17 protein-coding genes are annotated in these 18205 nt (G+C 70.8%); 5 read left to right on the forward strand and 12 right to left on the reverse strand.

The window, feature by feature from the left end; all coding sequences use genetic code 11:
* The 8 genes from D3A59_RS09175 to D3A59_RS09210 form a co-directional block, all read right to left on the reverse strand.
* Positions 1-345: TRAP transporter small permease subunit (locus D3A59_RS09175; protein WP_119154718.1), on the reverse strand; the 345-nt coding region annotated here is incomplete at its 3' end.
* Between the two features lie 229 nt (positions 346-574).
* Positions 575-916 carry a protein tyrosine phosphatase family protein gene (locus tag D3A59_RS09180; RefSeq protein ID WP_119154625.1) on the reverse strand — a complete coding sequence of 114 codons (342 nt, stop codon included), beginning with the start codon at positions 914-916 and terminating at the stop codon, positions 575-577.
* Positions 917-963: 47 nt separating this feature from the next.
* The gene (locus D3A59_RS09185) at positions 964-1410 is read right to left on the reverse strand and encodes a GatB/YqeY domain-containing protein (protein WP_119154626.1); all 447 of its coding nucleotides are present in this window, start codon (positions 1408-1410) and stop codon (positions 964-966) included.
* Positions 1411-1525: 115 nt separating this feature from the next.
* Positions 1526-1738, reverse strand: coding sequence for a 30S ribosomal protein S21 (gene rpsU, locus D3A59_RS09190; RefSeq protein ID WP_119154627.1), 213 nt, complete (start codon positions 1736-1738; stop codon positions 1526-1528).
* Positions 1739-1915: 177 nt separating this feature from the next.
* Complete coding sequence (locus D3A59_RS09195) at positions 1916-3130, reverse strand: BaiN/RdsA family NAD(P)/FAD-dependent oxidoreductase (protein ID WP_119154628.1); 1215 nt, start codon at positions 3128-3130, stop codon at positions 1916-1918.
* Positions 3131-3204: 74 nt separating this feature from the next.
* Entirely contained in the window at positions 3205-3990 is a 786-nt protein-coding gene (gene cobA / locus D3A59_RS09200) for a uroporphyrinogen-III C-methyltransferase (RefSeq protein ID WP_119154629.1), read from the reverse strand.
* Positions 3977-4960: a DNA-binding protein YbiB gene (gene ybiB / locus D3A59_RS09205; RefSeq protein ID WP_119154630.1), complete on the reverse strand. Its 984-nt coding sequence runs from the start codon at positions 4958-4960 to the stop codon at positions 3977-3979. The genes cobA and ybiB overlap by 14 nt, the downstream gene beginning before the upstream one ends.
* A gap of 82 nt (positions 4961-5042) precedes the next feature.
* A complete protein-coding gene (locus tag D3A59_RS09210; RefSeq protein WP_119154631.1) occupies positions 5043-5441 on the reverse strand; it encodes a YchJ family protein in 399 nt (132 codons plus the stop codon).
* A gap of 53 nt (positions 5442-5494) precedes the next feature.
* On the opposite strand from D3A59_RS09210, the gene yaaA reads away from it, so the two are divergent.
* From yaaA to D3A59_RS09225, 3 genes are read left to right on the forward strand one after another with little or no spacing between them, the layout of a single operon-like run.
* Positions 5495-6268: a peroxide stress protein YaaA gene (yaaA, locus tag D3A59_RS09215; protein ID WP_119154632.1), complete on the forward strand. Its 774-nt coding sequence runs from the start codon at positions 5495-5497 to the stop codon at positions 6266-6268.
* Positions 6269-6326: 58 nt separating this feature from the next.
* Positions 6327-7160 carry a 2OG-Fe(II) oxygenase gene (locus D3A59_RS09220; RefSeq protein WP_119154633.1) on the forward strand — a complete coding sequence of 278 codons (834 nt, stop codon included), beginning with the start codon at positions 6327-6329 and terminating at the stop codon, positions 7158-7160.
* A gap of 7 nt (positions 7161-7167) precedes the next feature.
* Complete coding sequence (locus D3A59_RS09225; protein WP_119154634.1) at positions 7168-8229, forward strand: CaiB/BaiF CoA transferase family protein; 1062 nt, start codon at positions 7168-7170, stop codon at positions 8227-8229.
* Between the two features lie 101 nt (positions 8230-8330).
* Here D3A59_RS09225 and D3A59_RS09230 read toward each other — a convergent pair whose 3' ends face one another.
* The 3 genes from D3A59_RS09230 to D3A59_RS25955 form a co-directional block, all read right to left on the reverse strand.
* The gene (locus D3A59_RS09230; RefSeq protein ID WP_119154635.1) at positions 8331-9938 is read right to left on the reverse strand and encodes a DEAD/DEAH box helicase; all 1608 of its coding nucleotides are present in this window, start codon (positions 9936-9938) and stop codon (positions 8331-8333) included.
* Positions 9939-10318: 380 nt separating this feature from the next.
* Positions 10319-11368: a hypothetical protein gene (locus D3A59_RS09235; RefSeq protein WP_119154636.1), complete on the reverse strand. Its 1050-nt coding sequence runs from the start codon at positions 11366-11368 to the stop codon at positions 10319-10321.
* Positions 11369-11572: 204 nt separating this feature from the next.
* Complete coding sequence (locus D3A59_RS25955) at positions 11573-14032, reverse strand: hypothetical protein (RefSeq protein ID WP_205665150.1); 2460 nt, start codon at positions 14030-14032, stop codon at positions 11573-11575.
* On the opposite strand from D3A59_RS25955, the gene D3A59_RS25315 reads away from it, so the two are divergent.
* Entirely contained in the window at positions 14025-14237 is a 213-nt protein-coding gene (locus tag D3A59_RS25315) for a hypothetical protein (protein WP_157991462.1), read from the forward strand. The genes D3A59_RS25955 and D3A59_RS25315 overlap by 8 nt on opposite strands.
* Before the next feature lie 388 nt (positions 14238-14625).
* Here D3A59_RS25315 and D3A59_RS09245 read toward each other — a convergent pair whose 3' ends face one another.
* Positions 14626-16125, reverse strand: coding sequence for a DEAD/DEAH box helicase (locus D3A59_RS09245; RefSeq protein WP_119154637.1), 1500 nt, complete (start codon positions 16123-16125; stop codon positions 14626-14628).
* A 357-nt stretch (positions 16126-16482) separates the two neighbouring features.
* Between D3A59_RS09245 and ettA the strand changes: the two genes are divergently transcribed.
* Positions 16483-18147, forward strand: a complete 1665-nt coding sequence (ettA, locus tag D3A59_RS09250) for an energy-dependent translational throttle protein EttA (RefSeq protein WP_119154638.1) — start codon at positions 16483-16485, stop codon at positions 18145-18147.
* The last annotated feature ends 58 nt before the right edge of the window (positions 18148-18205 follow it).

Below are 18205 nucleotides of genomic sequence, written 5' to 3' on the forward strand. Positions count from 1 at the left end.
CGGCCACGACAGGTTGATCAGGATGTAGCACAGCGGCAGGATCACCAGCAGGATGCCGAGGATGTCGATCACCGCGTTGGCGCGCCTGGACAGGTGCGAGGACAGCACGTCGATGCGCACATGGGCGTTGCGCAGGAAGACGTAGCCCGCGCCCAGCATGAACACGGCAGCGAACAGGTACCACTGGACTTCCAGCAGCGCGTTCGAGCTCATGTTGAACACTTTGCGCACGATCGCGTTGCCGGCGCTGATGAGCACCGCGGCGAGCACGAGCCACATGATCAGCTTGCCGATCAGCTCGCTGACACGATCGATGAGCCCTGATAACTTGAGCAAGGCAGCCACGACAGCTCCAGGTAAAGGTTTGAAATGCTGTGGACCGCAGGCGCGCGCGCGCCTCCCGGCCCTTCAGGAAAGGCGCGCAATTCTAGGGGGGGAGGGAGGGCGGAAGCCGAGGAGGATTACGAATGTTCCCCGAAATTTTTGGGGGTAATGCGTAACGCTGCCTTCCCTGCTAGAGAAGACCCTTAGGGGTTTGCCCCAGGGGTCTGTGGCGGCGGCTGAAAGGGAGCGTTCAGCCGCCGCTGGCCGCAACGAACAGCTTGGTGCTGCGCGCGCCGCTGCGGCAGAAGGCGAGGATCGGCTTCGGCAGCGTCTGCAGCAGCTCGGCGAACTGAGCGATCTCCTGCGGCGACTGGTAGGCGCCGTTGACCGGCAGGTGCCGGTACTCCAGGCCCGCGGCGCGCGCGGCCGCCTCGATCTGCGCGCTCGTCGGCTGCGTCGGTCCGCCCTCGAAGTCGGGGCGGTTGTTGATCACGCTGCGAAAGCCCGCCTCGGCGGCGAGCTGCATCGCGGCGGGTTCGAGTTGCGGCGCGACGGACAGCTCGGGCGTGACGGGGGTGGCGGGCAGGCTCATCGGGGGGCTCCTGGAGTGCGATCGGAACGGGGCGGGGGAGGGCTGGCTCAGCCCGCCAGTGCGCGCTTGACGGCGCCGGAGACCAGCGCCATGTCGGCCTTGCCGGCGAGGCGCGTCTTGGCCGCGCCCATCACGCGCCCCATGTCGCCGGGGCCGGCCGCGCCGAGCTCGGCGACGATCGCGCGCACCTCGGCGTCGATCTCGTCGGCGCCCAGGCGCTGCGGCAGGTAGGCCTCCAGCACCTTGATCTCCGCGCCTTCCTTGTCGGCGAGGTCGGCGCGGCCGGCGGCCGCGTACTGCGATTGCGCGTCCTTGCGCTGCTTGATCAGCTTGTCGACCAGCGAGACCACCGCGGCATCGTCGAGCTCGATGCGCTCGTCGACTTCCTTCTGCTTGCAGGCCGCGAGCAGCATGCGGATCGTCGTCAGGCGTTCGCTGTCCTTGGCGCGCATCGCCGTCTTCATGTCTTCGGTGATCTGGTCTTTCAGGCTCATGGTGGTGCGGAGGGTGAAATCGCGTCGATGGTAACGCGGGGCGCCGGCGGGGCGCAGAAACGACAAAGCCCGCGTGGGCGTCCCCAGGCGGGCTTTGTGCGCGAAGACTGACCGATCAGTACAGCTTCTTGGGCAGCTGCATGCTGCGCACGCGCTTGTAGTGACGCTTGACCGCGGCGGCCTTCTTGCGCTTGCGCTCGGCGGTCGGCTTTTCGTAGAACTCACGGGCGCGCAGTTCGGTCAACAGGCCGATCTTCTCGATCGTGCGCTTGAAGCGGCGCAGGGCAACGTCGAACGGCTCGTTTTCTTTGACGCGAATGGTAGTCATTGAGAGGTCAGATCCTTATCTTGCGCCGCTCACTCCGGTGTACCGGCCGAAGCTGTAGGCGCGGGTTTGCTAGCAAAGCGGGCGATTATAGGAGCAATCTGCGCGGGACGCAAAATCGGGTGTGCGTCGCACGCAGAAACCGTGACGGAAGTCGGGACAAGGGCGGCCCCGGCTCCTTCAGGAGGCCGGGGCTTGAGCCGCGACGCCGCGCGCGCAGGCCGCGGCGCTGGCCCAGGCCCACTGGAAGTTGTAGCCGCCGAGCCAGCCGGTCACGTCCACCACCTCGCCGATGAAGTGCAGGCCGGGGACCTTGCGGCTCTCCATCGTCTGCGAGTCCAGGTCGCGCGTGTCGACGCCGCCGAGCGTGACCTCGGCCTTGCGCCAGCCCTCGGTGCCGTCGGGAACGACCGCCCAGCGCGCGAGGCTCTCGGCGAGGCGCTGCAGGTCCTTCGTGCCGACCTCGGGCATCGGCCGCGTCGCGGGCAGCTGGTGCACCGCGAGCCAGGTGTCGGCGAGGCGCTGCGGCAGCCACTGCGCGAGCTCGTTGCCGAGCTGGCGCCTCGAGCGCGCCTTGGCGGTGAGCAGCTCGTCGGGAAGCGAGCGGCCCGGCGCGAGGTCGAGCTTGAGCGGCTCGCCCGCTTGCCAGTAGCTCGAGATCTGCAGGATCGCCGGGCCGCTCAGGCCGCGGTGCGTGAACAGCAGGTCCTCGACGAAGTGGCCGCGCTCGCGGCCCTTGCCGGTCTCGATCGCGACCTCGAGCGCGATGCCCGCCAGCGGCACGAAGGGGGCCCATTGCGCGGCGTCGAAGGTCAGCGGCACCAGCGCGGGGCGGGGCTCGACGATGCGGTGCCCGAACTGGCGCGCGAGCCGGTGGCCGAAGTCGCTTGCGCCGATCTTCGGGATCGACAGCCCGCCGGTGGCGACGACGACGCGCGCGGCGGCGACCGTACCCTGCTGCGTGTCGACCTCGAAGCCGTCGCCGCACTGGCGCACCGCCTGCACGCCGCAGGGCTGCCAGCGCGCGACGCCCCCGGCCTCGCACTCGGCGAGCAGCATGCGGATGATCTGCTCCGCGGAGTCGTCGCAGAACAGCTGGCCGCGGTGCTTCTCGTGGAAGGCGATGCCGTGGCGCTGCACCAGCTCGATGAAGTCGCGCGGCGTGTAGCGCGCCAGCGCCGAGCGGCAGAAGTGGGGATTGTTCGAGAGGAACTGCGCCGGCGTCGCGTCGCGGTTCGTGAAGTTGCAGCGCCCGCCGCCGGAGATGCGGATCTTCTCGGCGATGCGCGCCGCGTGATCGAGCACCAGCACGCGCAGGCCGAGCTGGCCGGCGATGCCGGCGCAGAACAGTCCGGCCGCGCCGGCGCCGATCACCACCATGTCGTATCTGTGCATGGGGCGGGATTATCCCGGCGGCACGCCGCCGGGGCCGGCGCAGGGCTGCTGTGTCGGGCCGGCGCCGCCTTCAGTCAGGCCGCGTGCTCGCGCCGCGGCGCGTCGCGCAGCGCGAGCAGCCCGCGCATCACCTCGCCGACGACGATCACCGCCGGGCTGCCGAGCCGCTCCTGCTCCAGCGTCCGGCGCAGCGCGCCGAGCGTCGCCACCGCGTGGCGCTGCTGCGGCTGGCTCGCGTGCTGCACGATCGCGAGCGGCGTGCCTTCGGGCAGCGTCCTCAGCAGCGCCGCCTCGATCGACGCGGCCTGCGCGACGCCCATGTAGATCACCAGCGTGAAGCCCTGCGCCGCGGTGCGGCCGAGCTGGTCCCAGTCGAGCGCGTCGGCGCCCTGGCGCGGATGGCCGGTGACGAAGATCACGCCGTGGGCATGGTCGCGGTGCGTCAGCGGCGCGCCGAGGGCGGTGGCGGCGGCCAGACCCGAGGTGATGCCGTTGACCACCTCGACCTCGATGCCGGCCTCGCGCAGGTGCTCGGCCTCCTCGCCGCCGCGGCCAAACACGAAGGGGTCGCCGCCCTTGAGCCGCACGACGCGCTCGCCCTTGCGGGCCTCGTCGATCATCAGCCGCTCGATGAACTCCTGCGGCGTGCTGCGGCAGCCGCCGCGCTTGCCGACGTGCACGATGCGGGCGGACTTGCGCGCCCAGCGCAGCACCTCGTCGCTCACGAGGTCGTCGACCAGCAGCACCGTGGCGGCGCGGATCGCGCGGATCGCGCGCAGCGTCAGCAGGTCGGCCGCGCCGGGGCCGGCGCCGACGAGCGTGCAGCGGGGGACCTTGGCGGACTTCTCAGCCTGCAGCATGGGCTTCTCCTGCTGCGACAGCGGCCGCGGCGGAGGGGGCCGCGCCGGGCAGCTCCCCCAGGGTGCGCAGCAGGCACTCCACCTGGCGCAGCAGCGGCGCCGGCGCGGGCTTCTCGCCGCTCGCGACCGCCTGGATGTAGAGCGCGGTGGTGGCCGCGTCGTGCTCGCGCGGCAGCAGCGGCACCTGCGCGAGCGAGCCCTCGAGCTGCGGCACGCTCAGCTCCGCGCGCAGCTCGCCGCCGAGGAACACGTCCATCTTCGGCGTGCGGCGCGCGTCGGCCACCGGCTCGCCCTCGGTGCCGCGCATCAGCAGCGCGTTGGCGCGCGTGGCGGCCAGGAACTCGCTCAGCGACACGGCGTACTCCGGGTGGGTGTAGTTGACGACGCGCAGCGCGAGGCCCGGCGGGCAGGGATCGAGCAGCTTGGCCACCGTGTGGCCCGGGTTGCGCAGCCCGATCACCCAGCGCGCCTCCAGCAGCCGCGCCAGCGGCGGGCACAGCAGCTCGGTGCGCATGAACACCGGCTCGCGCCGCGACCAGGCGCGCGCGATGTCGGCCGGGGTCTGCGCGATCGGCAGCCCGAGGTTCTGGAAGATCTCGGCGGTCGTGACCCGTCCCGGGTCGTGACCGAGGCCGTGCACCAGAACGGGGACGCCTTCCTGCGCCAGCAGCTGCGCCAGCAGCGCCGTCAGGTTCGGCAGGCGCCGCGCGCCGTTGTAGGAAGGCAGCACGACCGCGGGCCGCTCGGGCTGCACCGGGATGCAGCGCGCGGTGACGGCGTCGAGGAAGCCGGCGAGCTCGTCGGTGGTCTCGCCCTTGATGCGCATCGCGACCGCGAAGGCGCCCACCTCGAGGTCGCTGGCCCGGCCGTCGAGCACCTGGCACATCAGGTCGAAGGCCTGCTCGCGCGTGATGCCGCGCGCGCCTCGCGCGCCGCGGCCGATTTCCTTGATGTAGGGGGCAATGCTCATTCGGTGTCTCCAGTACCTCGCGGCTGACGCAAGTGTCGGGCCAGCGTCGGCGCGGCGGCTCGTTCGGGGGTGGCGCCGCGCTTCAACGCAGGTCGCCGTCGACGTAGAACCAGCGCCCGTCCTCGCGCACGAAGCGGCTGGTCTCGTGCAGCCGGTGCGCGCGCCCGCCGAGCTTGCTGCGCGCGACGAACTCGACCGTCGCGTGCGTCTCGTCCTGCTGCGCATGGCGCCGCACGTCGAGGCCGAGCCAGCGCAGGCCCGGCTCGTGCGGCTCGATCGACGCGGGGCGCGTGCGCGGGTGCCAGGTCTCGAGCAGGTAGTCGCCGAGGCCGAGCACGAAGGCGCTGTAGCGCGAGCGCATCAGCGCCTCGGCGTCCGGCGCCCGCAGCCGCTCGGGCCCCGCGTGCCAGCGGCCGCAGCAGTTCTCGTAGGGCAGGGGGCGGCCGCAGGGGCAGGCGGCGGGGGCGGGAGGCTGGGTCATGCGCGAAATGTAGTGCTGCTCTACAGTTCGCGCCTCACCACCGCCGCAACGCCATGCTGTTCCTGCTCTCTCCCGCCAAGTCGCTCGACTACGAGACCCCGCCCCAGGTCGACACCCACACGCTGCCCGCCTTCGTCGCGCGCTCGGCGGAGCTGATCGGGATCCTGCGGCAGAAGTCGCCGGCGGAGATCGCGAGCCTGATGAAGCTCAGCGACGCGCTCGCGGGGCTCAACGTCGCGCGCTACGCCGCGTGGAGCGAGACCTTCGACGCGCAGAACTCGAAGCAGGCGATCCTCGCCTTCAACGGCGACGTCTACGAGGGACTCGACGCGCGCAGCCTGACGGCCGAGCAGCTCGGCTGGGCGCAGGAGCACGTCGAGATGCTCAGCGGCCTCTACGGCGTGCTGCGCCCGCTCGACCTGATGCAGCCCTACCGGCTCGAGATGGGCACGAGGCTGCCCAACCCGCGCGGCAAGGACCTCTACGCCTTCTGGGGCGGCGCGATCGCCGAGCACCTGAACGCGCGGCTCGCGGCCGAGCCCGCGCCGGTGGTGGTCAACCTCGCCTCCGAGGAGTACTTCAAGGCGGTGGACCGCAAGGTGCTGAAGGCGCGCGTGCTGCAGTGCGTGTTCGAGGAGGGCAAGGGCGGGGGCTGGAAGATCGTCAGCTTCCACGCCAAGCGCGCGCGCGGCCTGATGACACGCTTCGCGATCGAGAGGCGCTGCACGCGCCCCGAGCAGCTGCAGGCCTTCGACCTCGAGGGCTACGCCTTCGACGTGGCGGCGTCGGACGACGCGCGCTACGTGTTCCGGCGCCGCGCCGCCTGATCCGGGTCGGGTTCGCGATCAGGCGCGGCCCGCGGCGGCTCAGGCACAATTTCCGGCCATGAGCATCCAGCACATTACCGTCGAACTGCGTCACTGGATCGTCGAGCAGACCGCTGCCGGCCACAGCCCGCAGGCGGTCCACGAGGCCATGCTCCAGCAGGGCTGGAGCGAGGAGGTCGCGGTCGCGGCCCTCGAGCAAGCGCTCGGCGAGAAGATCTACGAGGACGGGCCGCCGGTCGCGCTGCCCGAGCCGGACCTGGGCGGCTCGCCCAACCGCATCTGGGCGCACGACCGCGAGGTCAGCGTGCTGCTGCAGATGAAGTCGCCGCGCGTGGTGCTGTTCGGCGGCCTGCTCAGCGACGAGGAGTGCGACGAGCTGGTGGCGCTGGCGCGCGAGCGGCTGGCGCGCTCCGAGACGGTGCAGACGCTCACCGGCGGCAGCGAGGTCAACGCCGCGCGCACCAGCGAGGGCATGTTCTTCCAGCGCGGCGAGCACCCGCTGTGCGAGCGCATCGAGCGGCGCATTGCGGCGCTGGTGAACTGGCCGGTCGAGAACGGCGAGGGCCTGCAGGTGCTGCGCTACCGGCCGGGCGCGCAGTACCTGCCGCACTACGACTACTTCGATCCGGCGCAGCCCGGCTCGCTGCAGATCCTCAAGCGCGGCGGCCAGCGCGTCGGCACGCTGGTGATGTACCTCAACACGCCCGAGCGCGGCGGCGCAACCACCTTCCCCGACGTGCAGCTCGAGATCCCGCCGACCAAGGGCCACGCCGCCTTCTTCAGCTACGCGCTGCCGCATCCCTCCACCCGCACGCTGCATGGCGGCGCGCCGGTGATCGAGGGCGAGAAGTGGGTGGCGACGAAGTGGCTGCGCGAAGGCCGCTTCGACTGAGCCGGCGATGAACGAGCCGCTGCCGCCCGCTGTCCCGTCGCACGAGGAGCCGCCGCCGCTTGCCGGCGTGCGGGTCCTCGACCTGACGCGGCTGCTGCCGGGGCCCTTCGCGACGCTGCACCTGCGCCGCATGGGCGCCGACGTGCTGAAGATCGAGGATCCGGGCGCAGGCGACTACGCGCGCGAGCTGCTGCGCTCGCCGCAGCGGCGCGAGGCGGGCGAGCCGAGCCTCTTTTTCGCGCTGCTCAACGAGGGCAAGCGCACGCTGCGGCTCGACCTGTCGCAGCCGGGGGGGCGCGAGGAGCTGCTCGCGCTCGCGCGCGAGGCCGACGTGCTGGTCGAGGGCTTCCGTCCCGGCGTGATGGAGCGGCTCGGCGTGGGCTGGGAGACGCTGCGGCGCGAGAACCCGCGCCTCGTGATGGCCTCGATCAGCGGCTACGGCCAGGCCGGCCCCTGGGCGCACCGCGCCGGCCACGACCTGAACTACATCGCGCAGTCCGGCGTGCTCGAGCAGATCGCGACGCGCGAGGGCCGCCCGGTGATCCCGAACTTCCAGATCGGCGACCTGTTCGGCGGCACGCAGGCGGCGCTCGCCGGGCTGCTCGCGGCACTCTTCGCCGCGCAGCGCAGCGGGCGCGGGCGGCAGGTGGACGTGTCGATGACGCACGAGCTGCACGCGCACAACCTGCTCGCGCGCCTTGCGGTGCTGGAGGAGGGCCGCACGCCCGCCCACGGCCTCGGGCTGCTGACCGGCGGCGTGCCCTGCTACCAGGTCTACGCGACCCGCGACGGGCGCTGGATGGCGGTCGGCGCGCTCGAGCTGAAGTTCTGGCGCGCGGCCTGCGAGGTGCTCGGCCGCCCGGAGTGGGGCGAGCGGCACTGGTCGCTCGGGCAGGAGATCGGCGGCGCCGATGCGCTGGCGCTGCAGGACGAGGTGGCCGCGGTGTTCGCGACGCAGACGCTGGCCGAATGGACCGAGCGCTTCGAGCCGGTCGACTGCTGCGTCACGCCGGTGCTGCGCATGGACGAAGCGATGCGTCACCCGCTGTTCGCCGCCGCGCCGGGCTGAGCCGCCGCCGGGTTCTCCTCCACCCGCCATGAAAAACGGCCTCCCGAGGGAGGCCGTGGTGCTTGCGGGCAGGCCGGCCCGAGGGCCGGTGCTGCCGGGGATCAGTCCTGCGGCTTGCCGCCGCGGGCGCCGAAGGGCTTGCCGCCGAAGGGCTTGTTGCCGCCGAAGGGCTTCGGGCCGAAGCCCTTGCCGCCGTGCGGCTTGTTGCCGAAGGGCTTGCCGGCCACATCGCGGCGCGGACGCTGCGCGTCGTTGCGAACCGGCTCGAACCAGTTCTCGTCGCGCGGCGCGTCGAAGCCCTGCTGCTGGCCGCCGCCCTGGTGGCGCGCTTCGCTCTGGAAGGGGCGCTGCGCGAAGCCGCCCTCGCGGCGATCGCCGAAGCCGCGATCGCCACCGAAGCCGCGATCGCCACCGCCACGCGGGCCGCCGAAGCCGCGGCCGCCGCCGAAGCCCTGGCCGTCACGCGGGCCGCCGAAGCCGGGACGGCGCGGGCGCTGGCCGAAGCCCTCGCGCGGGCCGCCGCTGCGCTCGGCCGACGGTGCCGGCAGCTTGGGCTCGAGGCCCTCGATCGTCGCCACCGGCATGCGCTGCGTCGTGAAGCGCTCGATGCGGCGGATCATGCCGACGTCGCGGCGCTCGGCCAGCGTCACCGCCAGGCCGTCGCGACCGGCGCGGCCGGTGCGGCCGATGCGGTGCACGTAGTCCTCGGCCTTCATCGGCAGGCCGTAGTTGATCACGTGCGTGATGGTCGGCACGTCGATGCCGCGCGCGGCGACGTCGGTGGCGACCAGCACGCGCAGGTGGCGCTGGCGCAGGCCCTGCAGCACGCGGTTGCGACGGCCCTGCGGCATGCCACCGTGCAGCGCCGCAACGGCGTGGCCCATCTCGGCCAGCCGGTCGGCCAGCCAGTCCGCGTCACGCTGCGTGCTGGTGAACACCACCGCCTGGTCGACGTCGCGCTCGGTCAGCAGGCGATCGAGCAGGTCGTTCTTGTGGCTGACGCTGTCGGCCCAGTGCAGGCGCTGCTCGATGTTGGCGTGCGCCTCGGTGTGCGAGGCGATGTCGATGCGCTGCGGCTCCTTGGTCAGGCGCTGCGCCAGACCGCCCACGTGGCCGGCGAAGGTGGCCGAGAACATCAGCGTCTGGCGCGTCTCGGGCAGCGCATCGGCGATCGTGTTGATGTCGTCGATGAAGCCCATGTCGAGCATGCGGTCGGCCTCGTCGAGCACGAACATCTCGACGTTGGCCAGCACGGCCTTGCCGCTGCCGAGGTGGTCGAGCAGGCGGCCCGGGGTGGCGATCAGCACGTCGAGCGGGCCGCGCAGCGCCTTGAGCTGTGCCGCGTAGGGCACGCCGCCGACGATGGTGGCCACGCGCAGGCCGGCCAGGCCGCGGCCGTAGGTTTCGCAGGCCTTGGAGACCTGCATCGCGAGTTCGCGCGTCGGGGCCAGCACGAGGATGCGCGGGCCGTGCACGACGCCCTTCTCGCGGCGCTTGGTGTTGTCACCGCGCGCCTCGATGATGCGCTGCAGAGCGGGCAGCACGAAGGCGGCGGTCTTGCCGCTGCCGGTGCTGGAGGAGACCATCAGGTCCTTGCCGGCGAGTGCGGCAGGAATCGCCAGCGTCTGCACGGGCGTGGGCTCGGTGTAGCCGGAGGCCTGGACCGAGGACAGGATGGCGGGGCCGAGGCCGAGGGTATCGAAGGACATTGACTTTCTTTCAAGGCGAGGCGCAGCTCCCCGATGGCTCGAAGGCCACGACAAGGGCGCTGCAGAACGCGAAAACGCGTTCTCGTGTGGGGTCGCAGATCGGAAGGGAAGAGGGGGCGGAAAACGCCCGATCCCCAGCGGTTGAAGCGACGGCATCGCCGCCAACCAGGACTCAAGACGCGGTGTGGTTCCTGGAGTCGGAACCTGCGGCACCATCGGTGCCCCGGCTTGAAAGGGTCAGAGGGGATGAACGGATCGCAGGAGACGGCTCCAGCGAAGACCGCGATTGTGCACGAGTTCGGGCCGGCCCGTGCACTCTTACGCGGAAAAGAACCCGCATGTCATGCGGGTTTGCGAGGATGGCGGCACTGCCGGGCGGGTCACAGTACCGCGGCGTAGCCGAGTGACAGGGTCCTGGAATGGGCGCCCGAGCCGAGCCGGTCGGTGCCCAGCTTCAGCTGCCAGCCGTGCCAGTTCACGCCGAAGGTGGCGCGACGTTCGTGGAAGCGCCAGCCCAGCTCGGTGCGCAGGAACGGCCAGCGCTGCTGCCAGCTCACTGCCGGCAGCGCGCCGAAGCCCGGCAGGGCGTCGATCGAGGCGTTCAGCGTGCTGTCCGGGCTCGCCTGCCAGTTCCCGCTCAGCTTCCAGCGCAGCGGCGCATGGGCGGTGAGGCCGTCCTGGCGGTTGCGGCCCTGCAGCAGCGGCTTGTAGACCACGAAGCCGTCGGCGTCGATGGCCTGTGTGTCCGACGCCAGCGTGAACTCCTGGCGCGGCATGCCCTGCCAGTGCAGCCAGCCGGCGTCGCGCACGGAGGCCGCCAGGCCGAAGCGCTCGCCCTGCCAGGACACCCCGGCGCCGAACAGGAGGCCGGCGCCGTGCGGAGCATGCTCGCGCTGGAACGGGAAGCTCAGGCGATCGTTGAGCTCGCTCGAGCGCAGGTCGAAGCGGTAGGAGTCGCGCGCGGCGTCGAACTGCACCGGGCCTTCGATGCTGCGTTCGCGCCAGCGTGCCAGCCTCAGTGCCTGGAGCGACAGATGGGCGCGCCAGGCGGGAGCGGGTTCGAAAGCCCGCTTCAACTCGAGGCCCGCGCCGTTGAAGCCCCGCAGGCGGGCCTCGGTATGCCATTGCGTGTCCGCTTCGGCGCGGGTGTGTCCGGAGCCGTGCTTCAGCAGGCTGATGGCGTCGCGGTTGACGGTGAGGGTGGCGCGGCTGCGGGCGAGCAGGCTCCAGGTCCACGCGCCGTCGGCACGGCTCAGGCGGGCTTCGTCGTCGACATAGGCGAGGTTGCGCCGGCCTCGCTCCTGCAACCGCTCGAAATCGTCCTTCTCGAGATCGGCCAGCGGCAGCGGGTCGCTGTGGCGATCGGTCTGCAACTGGAACTGCCACTGCGGGCTGGCGCCATGCACCGCGGGGGCGACGCCCAGGACCATCCAGCAGATCCAGGACCAGCGGCCCGTGCGAGAGGGGACCCGGGCGGCCTCGGGAGTCGGGGGGCAATGCTTCATGGGATGGGGACAGTTCAGGGCGGGATTTGCGGGCCGGCCTCCGTCCGGGGGAGCGGAGGCGGGCATCCCGGGCCTGGAAAAAGGGCCCGGCATGCCGGGCCCTTGTCGGTGGCAACAGGGACGCGAGGCTCAGTTGGGCCGGGTGAAGTCCAGCGACAGGAAGGTGCCGTCGCTGAAGGTCATGATTCCGGTGCCCAGATCCAGTTCGCCCACCTTGGTGCTGTTGTTGAGCATCAGGTCAGCGCGCAGGTCGCCCTTCGTCACCTTCATCGACAGGCCCGACTTCGCCTCGTTCAGCGTGAGGGCGGGCAGGCCGGCGCCGTTGCGGAACGCGGTGACGTTGACCGTCATGCGCGGCGTGCCGGAGACCAGGCTGCGGTACTGGAGCGTCACCGGGGCGGCATATCGGTCATGACTGTTCTGCGAGGCTCCGAGCGTGAACTCCAGCACCGGCCGGGTGGGTGCAGTGACCTTGCCGACGAAGCTCAGGTCGGCGCGCAGGTAGTTCGTTGCCGAGGTGGGCAGCCTCTCCTCGAACTGGTCGAAGCGCGATACCGAGACATCCAGCTTGCCCGACATGAACTCCTTCGTCACGCCCGCGTCGATCGTGCGCAGTGCGCCGGCAAGGACGAACTTCGTCGGGGCATGCGTCGTCAGCGACTTGCTCCACACCGAGTCTGTGGCGGCGAAGGTGCCTTCGAACTCGGCGCCCGGCGTGGTCCAGGCGACGTTGAGGGACGCAGCGGAGAGTTCGCCGCCCGCGGACTCCACGGCGCCAGGATGGTGCGGGGCCACGATGGTGCCGTTGCTGTCGCGCGAGACCGGAATCTCCGAAACGCTGCCCGATTTGATGGTCAGCTTGCTCAGCTGACGGTCCTGGGCATCGAATGCCGTGACGGAGCCCGCGATCGTGCTGACGGAGTCCTTCGCGCCGTTGATCGTGCGGGTGCCGCTCAGGTTCCAGCCGTGATAGGCGTTCACGAGCGCCGTGCCTCCCATCTCGAAGGCGCCAGGCAGCTTGCCGTCGATGGCGTAGGAGACGATGCTGCCCTGGGCGTTGGTCGTCGTCGTCACCTGGCCGCCGTAGACATCGCTCAGCGAATTGTTGGCGAGCAGCGTATTGCTGGCGCTGATGAAGATGCGCTGGCGAGCGCGGGCCTGGTAGTCGAAGCTGCCCGGCGTCGCGGTCGGTGTGAGAGAGAAGCCGTGGCGCCACTCGTGGCGCTCGCCGTTCTGGGTGATCGTGGCGTAGAAGTTGGCCGCGCAGCCGATGTAGTTGGCATTGGCCGGCCCGGTCGCGAGAGTCGTCAGCGCGCTGTTCTGGAACAGTTGGCAGCCGACGGCGTTCAGCCAGGACAGGTTGCCGTCGCCGGTGGAGAGTGCGCCGGGGGCCCGGGCAATGGTGGGCACCGTGACGCGACCCGCCTTGTAGTCGTTGTAGAGCTCGATGCCCATCAGCAGCGTGCCCGCGTCCTTGATCAGCATCTCCGCCGGGGCCTGCACGCCCGCCATGGCGTCGCGGAACTTGAGCGCTTCGACCTTCACCTCGCCGGCGCCGATCGTGCCGGACGAGAACAGGAACAGCGTGGTCCAGTCGCTCTTGATTTCCGTGAAGAGGTGCTTGGCGGAAGCGATCGCGGTGGCCGCGGGATCCGCCGGTGCGGGAGCAGGTGCCGGTGCCGGGGCAGGTGCGGGAGCAGGTGCAGGTGCAGGTGCAGGTGCAGGTGCAGGTGCAGGTGCAGGTGCAGGTGCAGGTGCCGGTGCCGGTGCCGGTGCCGGTGCCGGTGCCGGTGCCGGTGCCGGTGCCGGTGCCGGTGCCGGTGCCGGTGCCGGTGCCGGTGCCGGAGCAGGTGCCACGGGCGTGCATGCCTCACCCGTGCAGCCCAGATTCCCGACGACGCTGACGAGCAGGGCCGGCGCGACCGAGCCGCGCAGCGCGTCGTCGTTCAGCACGGTGTTGACCGCCGACGCCAGGGCGCCCGAGACATCGACCGTGCCTGCACTGAGCTTGAGGGTGGTGGTGGAGGCGGCCTCTGCCATCTTCTCGACCACGCACTTCACCTGGCTGCCCGCCGAGTCGACGGCGCAACCCATCGCGCCGTCGTTGGCGAGCCGGGAGACTGCCGTCAGCAGCACCGCCATCTTCTGCTCGTCGGGGCTGCTCGCGTTGCTGGTGCTCTTCACCTCGACCGCGCTGGGGTTGAAGCCGAGCAGTTGCGTGACGGTCGAGATCGCCTGGCTGGCGGAGGCGGCACTCACGCCACCGGCGGACTTCTCGGCGGCGGAGACGGCCATCTCGCTGAACGGCGTGATGTTCGCGCTGGTGGTGACGGTGCCCGTGCTCGTCGGCACGAGCAGCGAACGCATCGTGAAGCCGGCCGGCAGGGGCTTCGACTGACCGCTCACCTCGTCGAGATGGGTGGTGCCGGCTTGCGCGGTCACCTTGATGACGTAGGGCTGGGACTGGGTGGCCGGGAAGCTCAGGGTGTAGCGACCGTTCTGATCGGTCAGCACCGGAGGCACCAAGGGCGTGGGGTTGACGGAGCCGTCGGCATTGACTGCATGGGCGGACACCAGAGCATTGGCCATCAGGCCCTTCGCCGCCGTGCCGCTCAGCGACATGCGGGCGCTGGTGTCATTCGACGTGGTGGTCGTGCTGCTGCCGCCGCCGCCACAAGCCGCCAACAGGCCGGCGCTCAACATTGCGGCCCATAGAACCTTCTGGTGCATTCCTTTTCCTTCCATGGTTTACAAGATGCATCTCGCCGATACGATCGGCAACAGATGTTATTGAAGTTTTGGAATGTTTCCCGAGGTGCTGCAGGCGCAACGACGCCGGAGGCAGGAGGGCGTGAATTCGATCACCGAAATCGCGGGCCGGGGAGGGCGAGACGCCCCGGGTGGCTCCAGGGCCGGCGCGACGGGCGTGCGCCGGAGCGTGTGTGCAATCCTCGGCCCGGATCGCGACAGGCCCGCCTCGCCTCGCGCTCGCCGGCCACGGCTCGCGCACGGCGGCTGCCCGGCACCCGGAGGGCGGGAAAGGCGATGGGGGGCTTCGGGTCCGGCACCGGCGCCTGCATTGGGCGCAGGCAGGGGCCGCTCCGGTCAAGAAAAAGGCCGGCGGAGGCCGGCCTGCGACGCATGTTCCGCTGCACCCGGCGACAGGGTCGCCGGGCGCCGGATCAGGACTGGGGCTTGCGGATCGCGCCGCCGAGCAGCGCCGCGCCCTGGCGCGGGCGGCCGCCGTTCTGCGACGGGGCCGAGCCCGCGCCGCCGCGGGCGGGCTGCTGCGCCTGACGGGCCGGCTGGCCGGCGGGCTTCGGCGCGGCGGCCTGGCGGCCGCCGTTGGGGTTGCCGGCGCCCTGGCGGCCGCCCTGCGGCGCCGGGGCACGCCCGCCGTCACGACGGCCGCCGCGGTCACCGCCGCCACCGCCGCCGCCACCCGAGGAGCGGCCGCGCGCGCCGCCGCCACCGCTGCTGCCGATGCCACCGTTGAGCGTCATGCGGCCGAGCTTGATCGGCTCGGGCTTCGCGTACGGGTCGGGCTCGAAGCCCGGCACGACCTCGCGCGGCACCTGACGCTTGATCAGCTTCTCGATGTCGCGCAGGAAGCCTTCCTCGTCGACGCAGACCAGCGACACCGCCTCGCCCTGGGCGCCGGCGCGGCCGGTGCGGCCGATACGGTGCACGTAGTCCTCGGGGACGTTGGGCAGCTCGTAGTTCACGACGTGCGGCAACTGGTCGATGTCGATGCCACGCGCGGCGATGTCGGTCGCCACCAGCACCTGGAGCGTCCCGGCCTTGAACTCGGCCAGCGCCTTGGTGCGCGCGCCCTGGCTCTTGTTGCCGTGGATCGCCATCGCGCTGATGCCGTCCTTGTTCAGCGCCTCGGCCAGGCGGTTGGCGCCGTGCTTCATGCGCGTGAACACCAGCACCTGGTGCCAGTCGCCCTGGCGGATCAGGTGCGCGAGCAGCTCCTTCTTCTTGTCGCGGTCCACCGGGTGGATCTTCTGCGCGATCGTCTCGGCGGTGGTGTTGCGGCGCGCGACCTCGATCACCTGCGGCTTGTTCAGCAGCCGGTCGGCGAGCGTCTTGATCTCGTCGCTGAAGGTGGCCGAGAACAGCAGGCTCTGCTTCTTCGGCGGCACGATCGCCAGCACCTTCTTGATGTCGTGGATGAAGCCCATGTCGAGCATGCGGTCGGCCTCGTCGAGCACGAAGTACTCGACGCGGCTCAGGTCCAGCGTGCCCTGCTGATGGTGGTCGAGCAGGCGGCCCGGGGTGGCGACCAGGATGTCGACGCCGCGGCGCAGCGCGTCGATCTGCGGCTGCATGCCGACGCCGCCGAACATCACCATCGACTTCAGCGGCAGGTACTTTCCGTAGTTGCGCACGCTCTCCTCGACCTGCGCCGCGAGCTCGCGGGTCGGGGTGAGGATCAGCGCGCGGATCGCGACGCGGCCTTTCGCGTCGCGGGCGGGCTGGCCGCCGGCCAGCTTGTGCAGCAGGGGCAGGGTGAAGCCGGCGGTCTTGCCGGTGCCGGTCTGCGCGCCGGCGAGCAGGTCGCCGCCGGCGATCACCGCGGGGATCGCCTGCTGCTGGATGGGGGTGGGAATCTCGTAGCCTTCCTCGCGCACGGCGCGAAGAATCGGCTGGGCCAGGCCCAGATCGTCAAAGGTCATGGAGGAAGCCCGTGCAACGGGCTGCGGTCCTGCCTGCTACCGCCGGGATTCGGGGGCACCAGTCGGAGGCAAAGGAAGTTTGCAGAGGTCGGAAACGACTGCGGCACCTTGACTGGAGGAGGTGCCGCGCAACCATTGTAGGCCGCGTGCCGGTTTCAGGTGGCGCCGCCGGCCGGGAAGCCGTATTTCCGGTGGGCACGGGGCCCGTCCGGCCGGGCGGCGACAGGGCGCGGGCGGGTCCCGGCGCAGCGTCGTACGCCCCTTTGCGGGGGCGGCGGCGCGGAAGCGGCGACAATACGCACATTCCTCCCGGTTTTCTCCGGACTCCCCTTCCCAGCTAGCGAACACTCTTCAGAGATGGCTCAGTACGTATTCACCATGAACCGTGTCTCCAAGACGGTTCCTCCCAAGCGGCAGATCCTCAAGGACGTGTCGCTGTCCTTCTTCCCGGGCGCGAAGATCGGCGTGCTGGGCCTCAACGGCTCGGGCAAGTCGACGCTGCTGAAGATCATGGCCGGCCTCGACAAGGAGATCGAGGGCGAGGCGGTGCCGATGCCCGATCTCAAGATCGGTTACCTGCCGCAGGAGCCGCAGCTCAATCCCGAGCAGACCGTGCGCGAGGCGGTGGAAGAGGGCATCGGCGGCGTGCTCGCCGCGAAGAAGCGCCTCGACGAGGTCTATGCCGAGTACGCCGAGCCGGACGCGGACTTCGACAAGCTCGCCGCCGAGCAGGCCGAGCTCGAAGCCATCATCGCCGCGGCCGGCAGCGAGAACACGGACCTGCAGCTGGAACTCGCCGCCGACGCGCTGCGCCTGCCGCCCTGGGACGCGCAGATCGGCCCGCTGTCCGGCGGCGAGAAGCGCCGCGTCGCGCTGTGCCGCCTGCTGCTGTCCAAGCCCGACATGCTGCTGCTCGACGAGCCGACCAACCACCTGGACGCCGAGTCGGTGGACTGGCTCGAGCAGTTCCTGCAGCGCTTCGGCGGCACCGTCGTCGCGATCACCCACGACCGCTACTTCCTCGACAACGCCGCCGAGTGGATCCTGGAACTCGACCGCGGCCACGGCATCCCCTGGAAGGGCAACTACTCCGACTGGCTGGACCAGAAGGAGAAGCGCCTGGAGCAGGAGCAGAAGAGCGAAGACGCCCGCATGAAGGCGATGAAGCAGGAGCTCGAGTGGGTTCGCAAGAACACCAAGGGCCGCCAGGCCAAGAGCAAGGCGCGTCTGGCCCGCTTCGAGGAGCTGAGCGACGTCGAATACCAGAAGCGCAACGAGACCAACGAGATCTTCATCCCGGTGGCCGAGCGCCTGGGCAACGAGGTCATCGAGTTCAGGAACGTCACCAAGAGCTTCGGCGACCGCGTGCTGATCGACGACCTGAGCTTCCAGGTGCCCCCGGGCGCGATCGTCGGCATCATCGGCCCGAACGGCGCCGGCAAGTCGACGCTGTTCCGCATGATCCAGGGCGTGGAGAAGCCGGACGCGGGCGAGGTGCTGATCGGCAAGACCGCCAAGCTCGCCTTCGTGGACCAGAGCCGCGAGGGCCTCGCGGGCGACAAGACGGTGTGGGAGGACGTCTCCGGCGGCCTCGACAACATCGTGGTCGGCAAGTTCGTGATGCCCAGCCGCGCCTACATCGGCCGCTTCAACTTCAAGGGCAACGACCAGCAGAAGCTGGTGAAGAACCTCTCCGGCGGCGAGCGTGGCCGTCTGCACCTGGCCAAGACGCTGGCGCAGGGCGGCAACGTGCTGATGCTCGACGAACCCTCGAACGACCTCGACGTCGAGACCCTGCGCGCCCTTGAAGAGGCGCTGCTCGAGTTCGCCGGCAGCGTGATGGTGATCTCCCACGACCGCTGGTTCCTCGACCGCATCGCGACGCACATCCTCGCGGCGGAAGGCGAGTCGAAGTGGGTGTTCTTCGACGGCAACTACCAGGAGTACGAGGCCGACAAGAAGCGCCGCCTCGGCGAGGAAGGCGCGCGTCCGAAGCGCGTGCGCTTCAAGGCGCTCAAGTAAGCCGAGCCCTCCCGGACGCCGAAGGCGCCGGTGCCCCCGCTGCAGGGGGCACCGGCGC

Source organism: Caldimonas tepidiphila (genome assembly GCF_003569765.1).
Classification (GTDB): domain Bacteria; phylum Pseudomonadota; class Gammaproteobacteria; order Burkholderiales; family Burkholderiaceae_C; genus Caldimonas; species Caldimonas tepidiphila.

Excerpts from the sequence above, each read along its gene's own strand:
- D3A59_RS09180 (WP_119154625.1), bottom strand. The coding sequence starts at position 916 with ATGAGCCTGCCCGCCACCCCCGTCACGCCCGAGCTGTCCGTCGCGCCG.
- D3A59_RS09185 (WP_119154626.1), bottom strand. The coding sequence starts at position 1,410 with ATGAGCCTGAAAGACCAGATCACCGAAGACATGAAGACGGCGATGCGC.
- rpsU (WP_119154627.1), bottom strand. The coding sequence starts at position 1,738 with ATGACTACCATTCGCGTCAAAGAAAACGAGCCGTTCGACGTTGCCCTG.
- D3A59_RS09195 (WP_119154628.1), bottom strand. The coding sequence starts at position 3,130 with ATGCACAGATACGACATGGTGGTGATCGGCGCCGGCGCGGCCGGACTG.
- cobA (WP_119154629.1), bottom strand. The coding sequence starts at position 3,990 with ATGCTGCAGGCTGAGAAGTCCGCCAAGGTCCCCCGCTGCACGCTCGTC.
- ybiB (WP_119154630.1), bottom strand. The coding sequence starts at position 4,960 with ATGAGCATTGCCCCCTACATCAAGGAAATCGGCCGCGGCGCGCGAGGC.
- D3A59_RS09210 (WP_119154631.1), bottom strand. The coding sequence starts at position 5,441 with ATGACCCAGCCTCCCGCCCCCGCCGCCTGCCCCTGCGGCCGCCCCCTG.
- yaaA (WP_119154632.1), top strand. The coding sequence starts at position 5,495 with ATGCTGTTCCTGCTCTCTCCCGCCAAGTCGCTCGACTACGAGACCCCG.
- D3A59_RS09220 (WP_119154633.1), top strand. The coding sequence starts at position 6,327 with ATGAGCATCCAGCACATTACCGTCGAACTGCGTCACTGGATCGTCGAG.
- D3A59_RS09225 (WP_119154634.1), top strand. The coding sequence starts at position 7,168 with ATGAACGAGCCGCTGCCGCCCGCTGTCCCGTCGCACGAGGAGCCGCCG.
- D3A59_RS09230 (WP_119154635.1), bottom strand. The coding sequence starts at position 9,938 with ATGTCCTTCGATACCCTCGGCCTCGGCCCCGCCATCCTGTCCTCGGTC.
- D3A59_RS09235 (WP_119154636.1), bottom strand. The coding sequence starts at position 11,368 with ATGGTCCTGGGCGTCGCCCCCGCGGTGCATGGCGCCAGCCCGCAGTGG.
- D3A59_RS25955 (WP_205665150.1), bottom strand. The coding sequence starts at position 14,032 with ATGGCCAATGCTCTGGTGTCCGCCCATGCAGTCAATGCCGACGGCTCC.
- D3A59_RS09245 (WP_119154637.1), bottom strand. The coding sequence starts at position 16,125 with ATGACCTTTGACGATCTGGGCCTGGCCCAGCCGATTCTTCGCGCCGTG.
- ettA (WP_119154638.1), top strand. The coding sequence starts at position 16,483 with ATGGCTCAGTACGTATTCACCATGAACCGTGTCTCCAAGACGGTTCCT.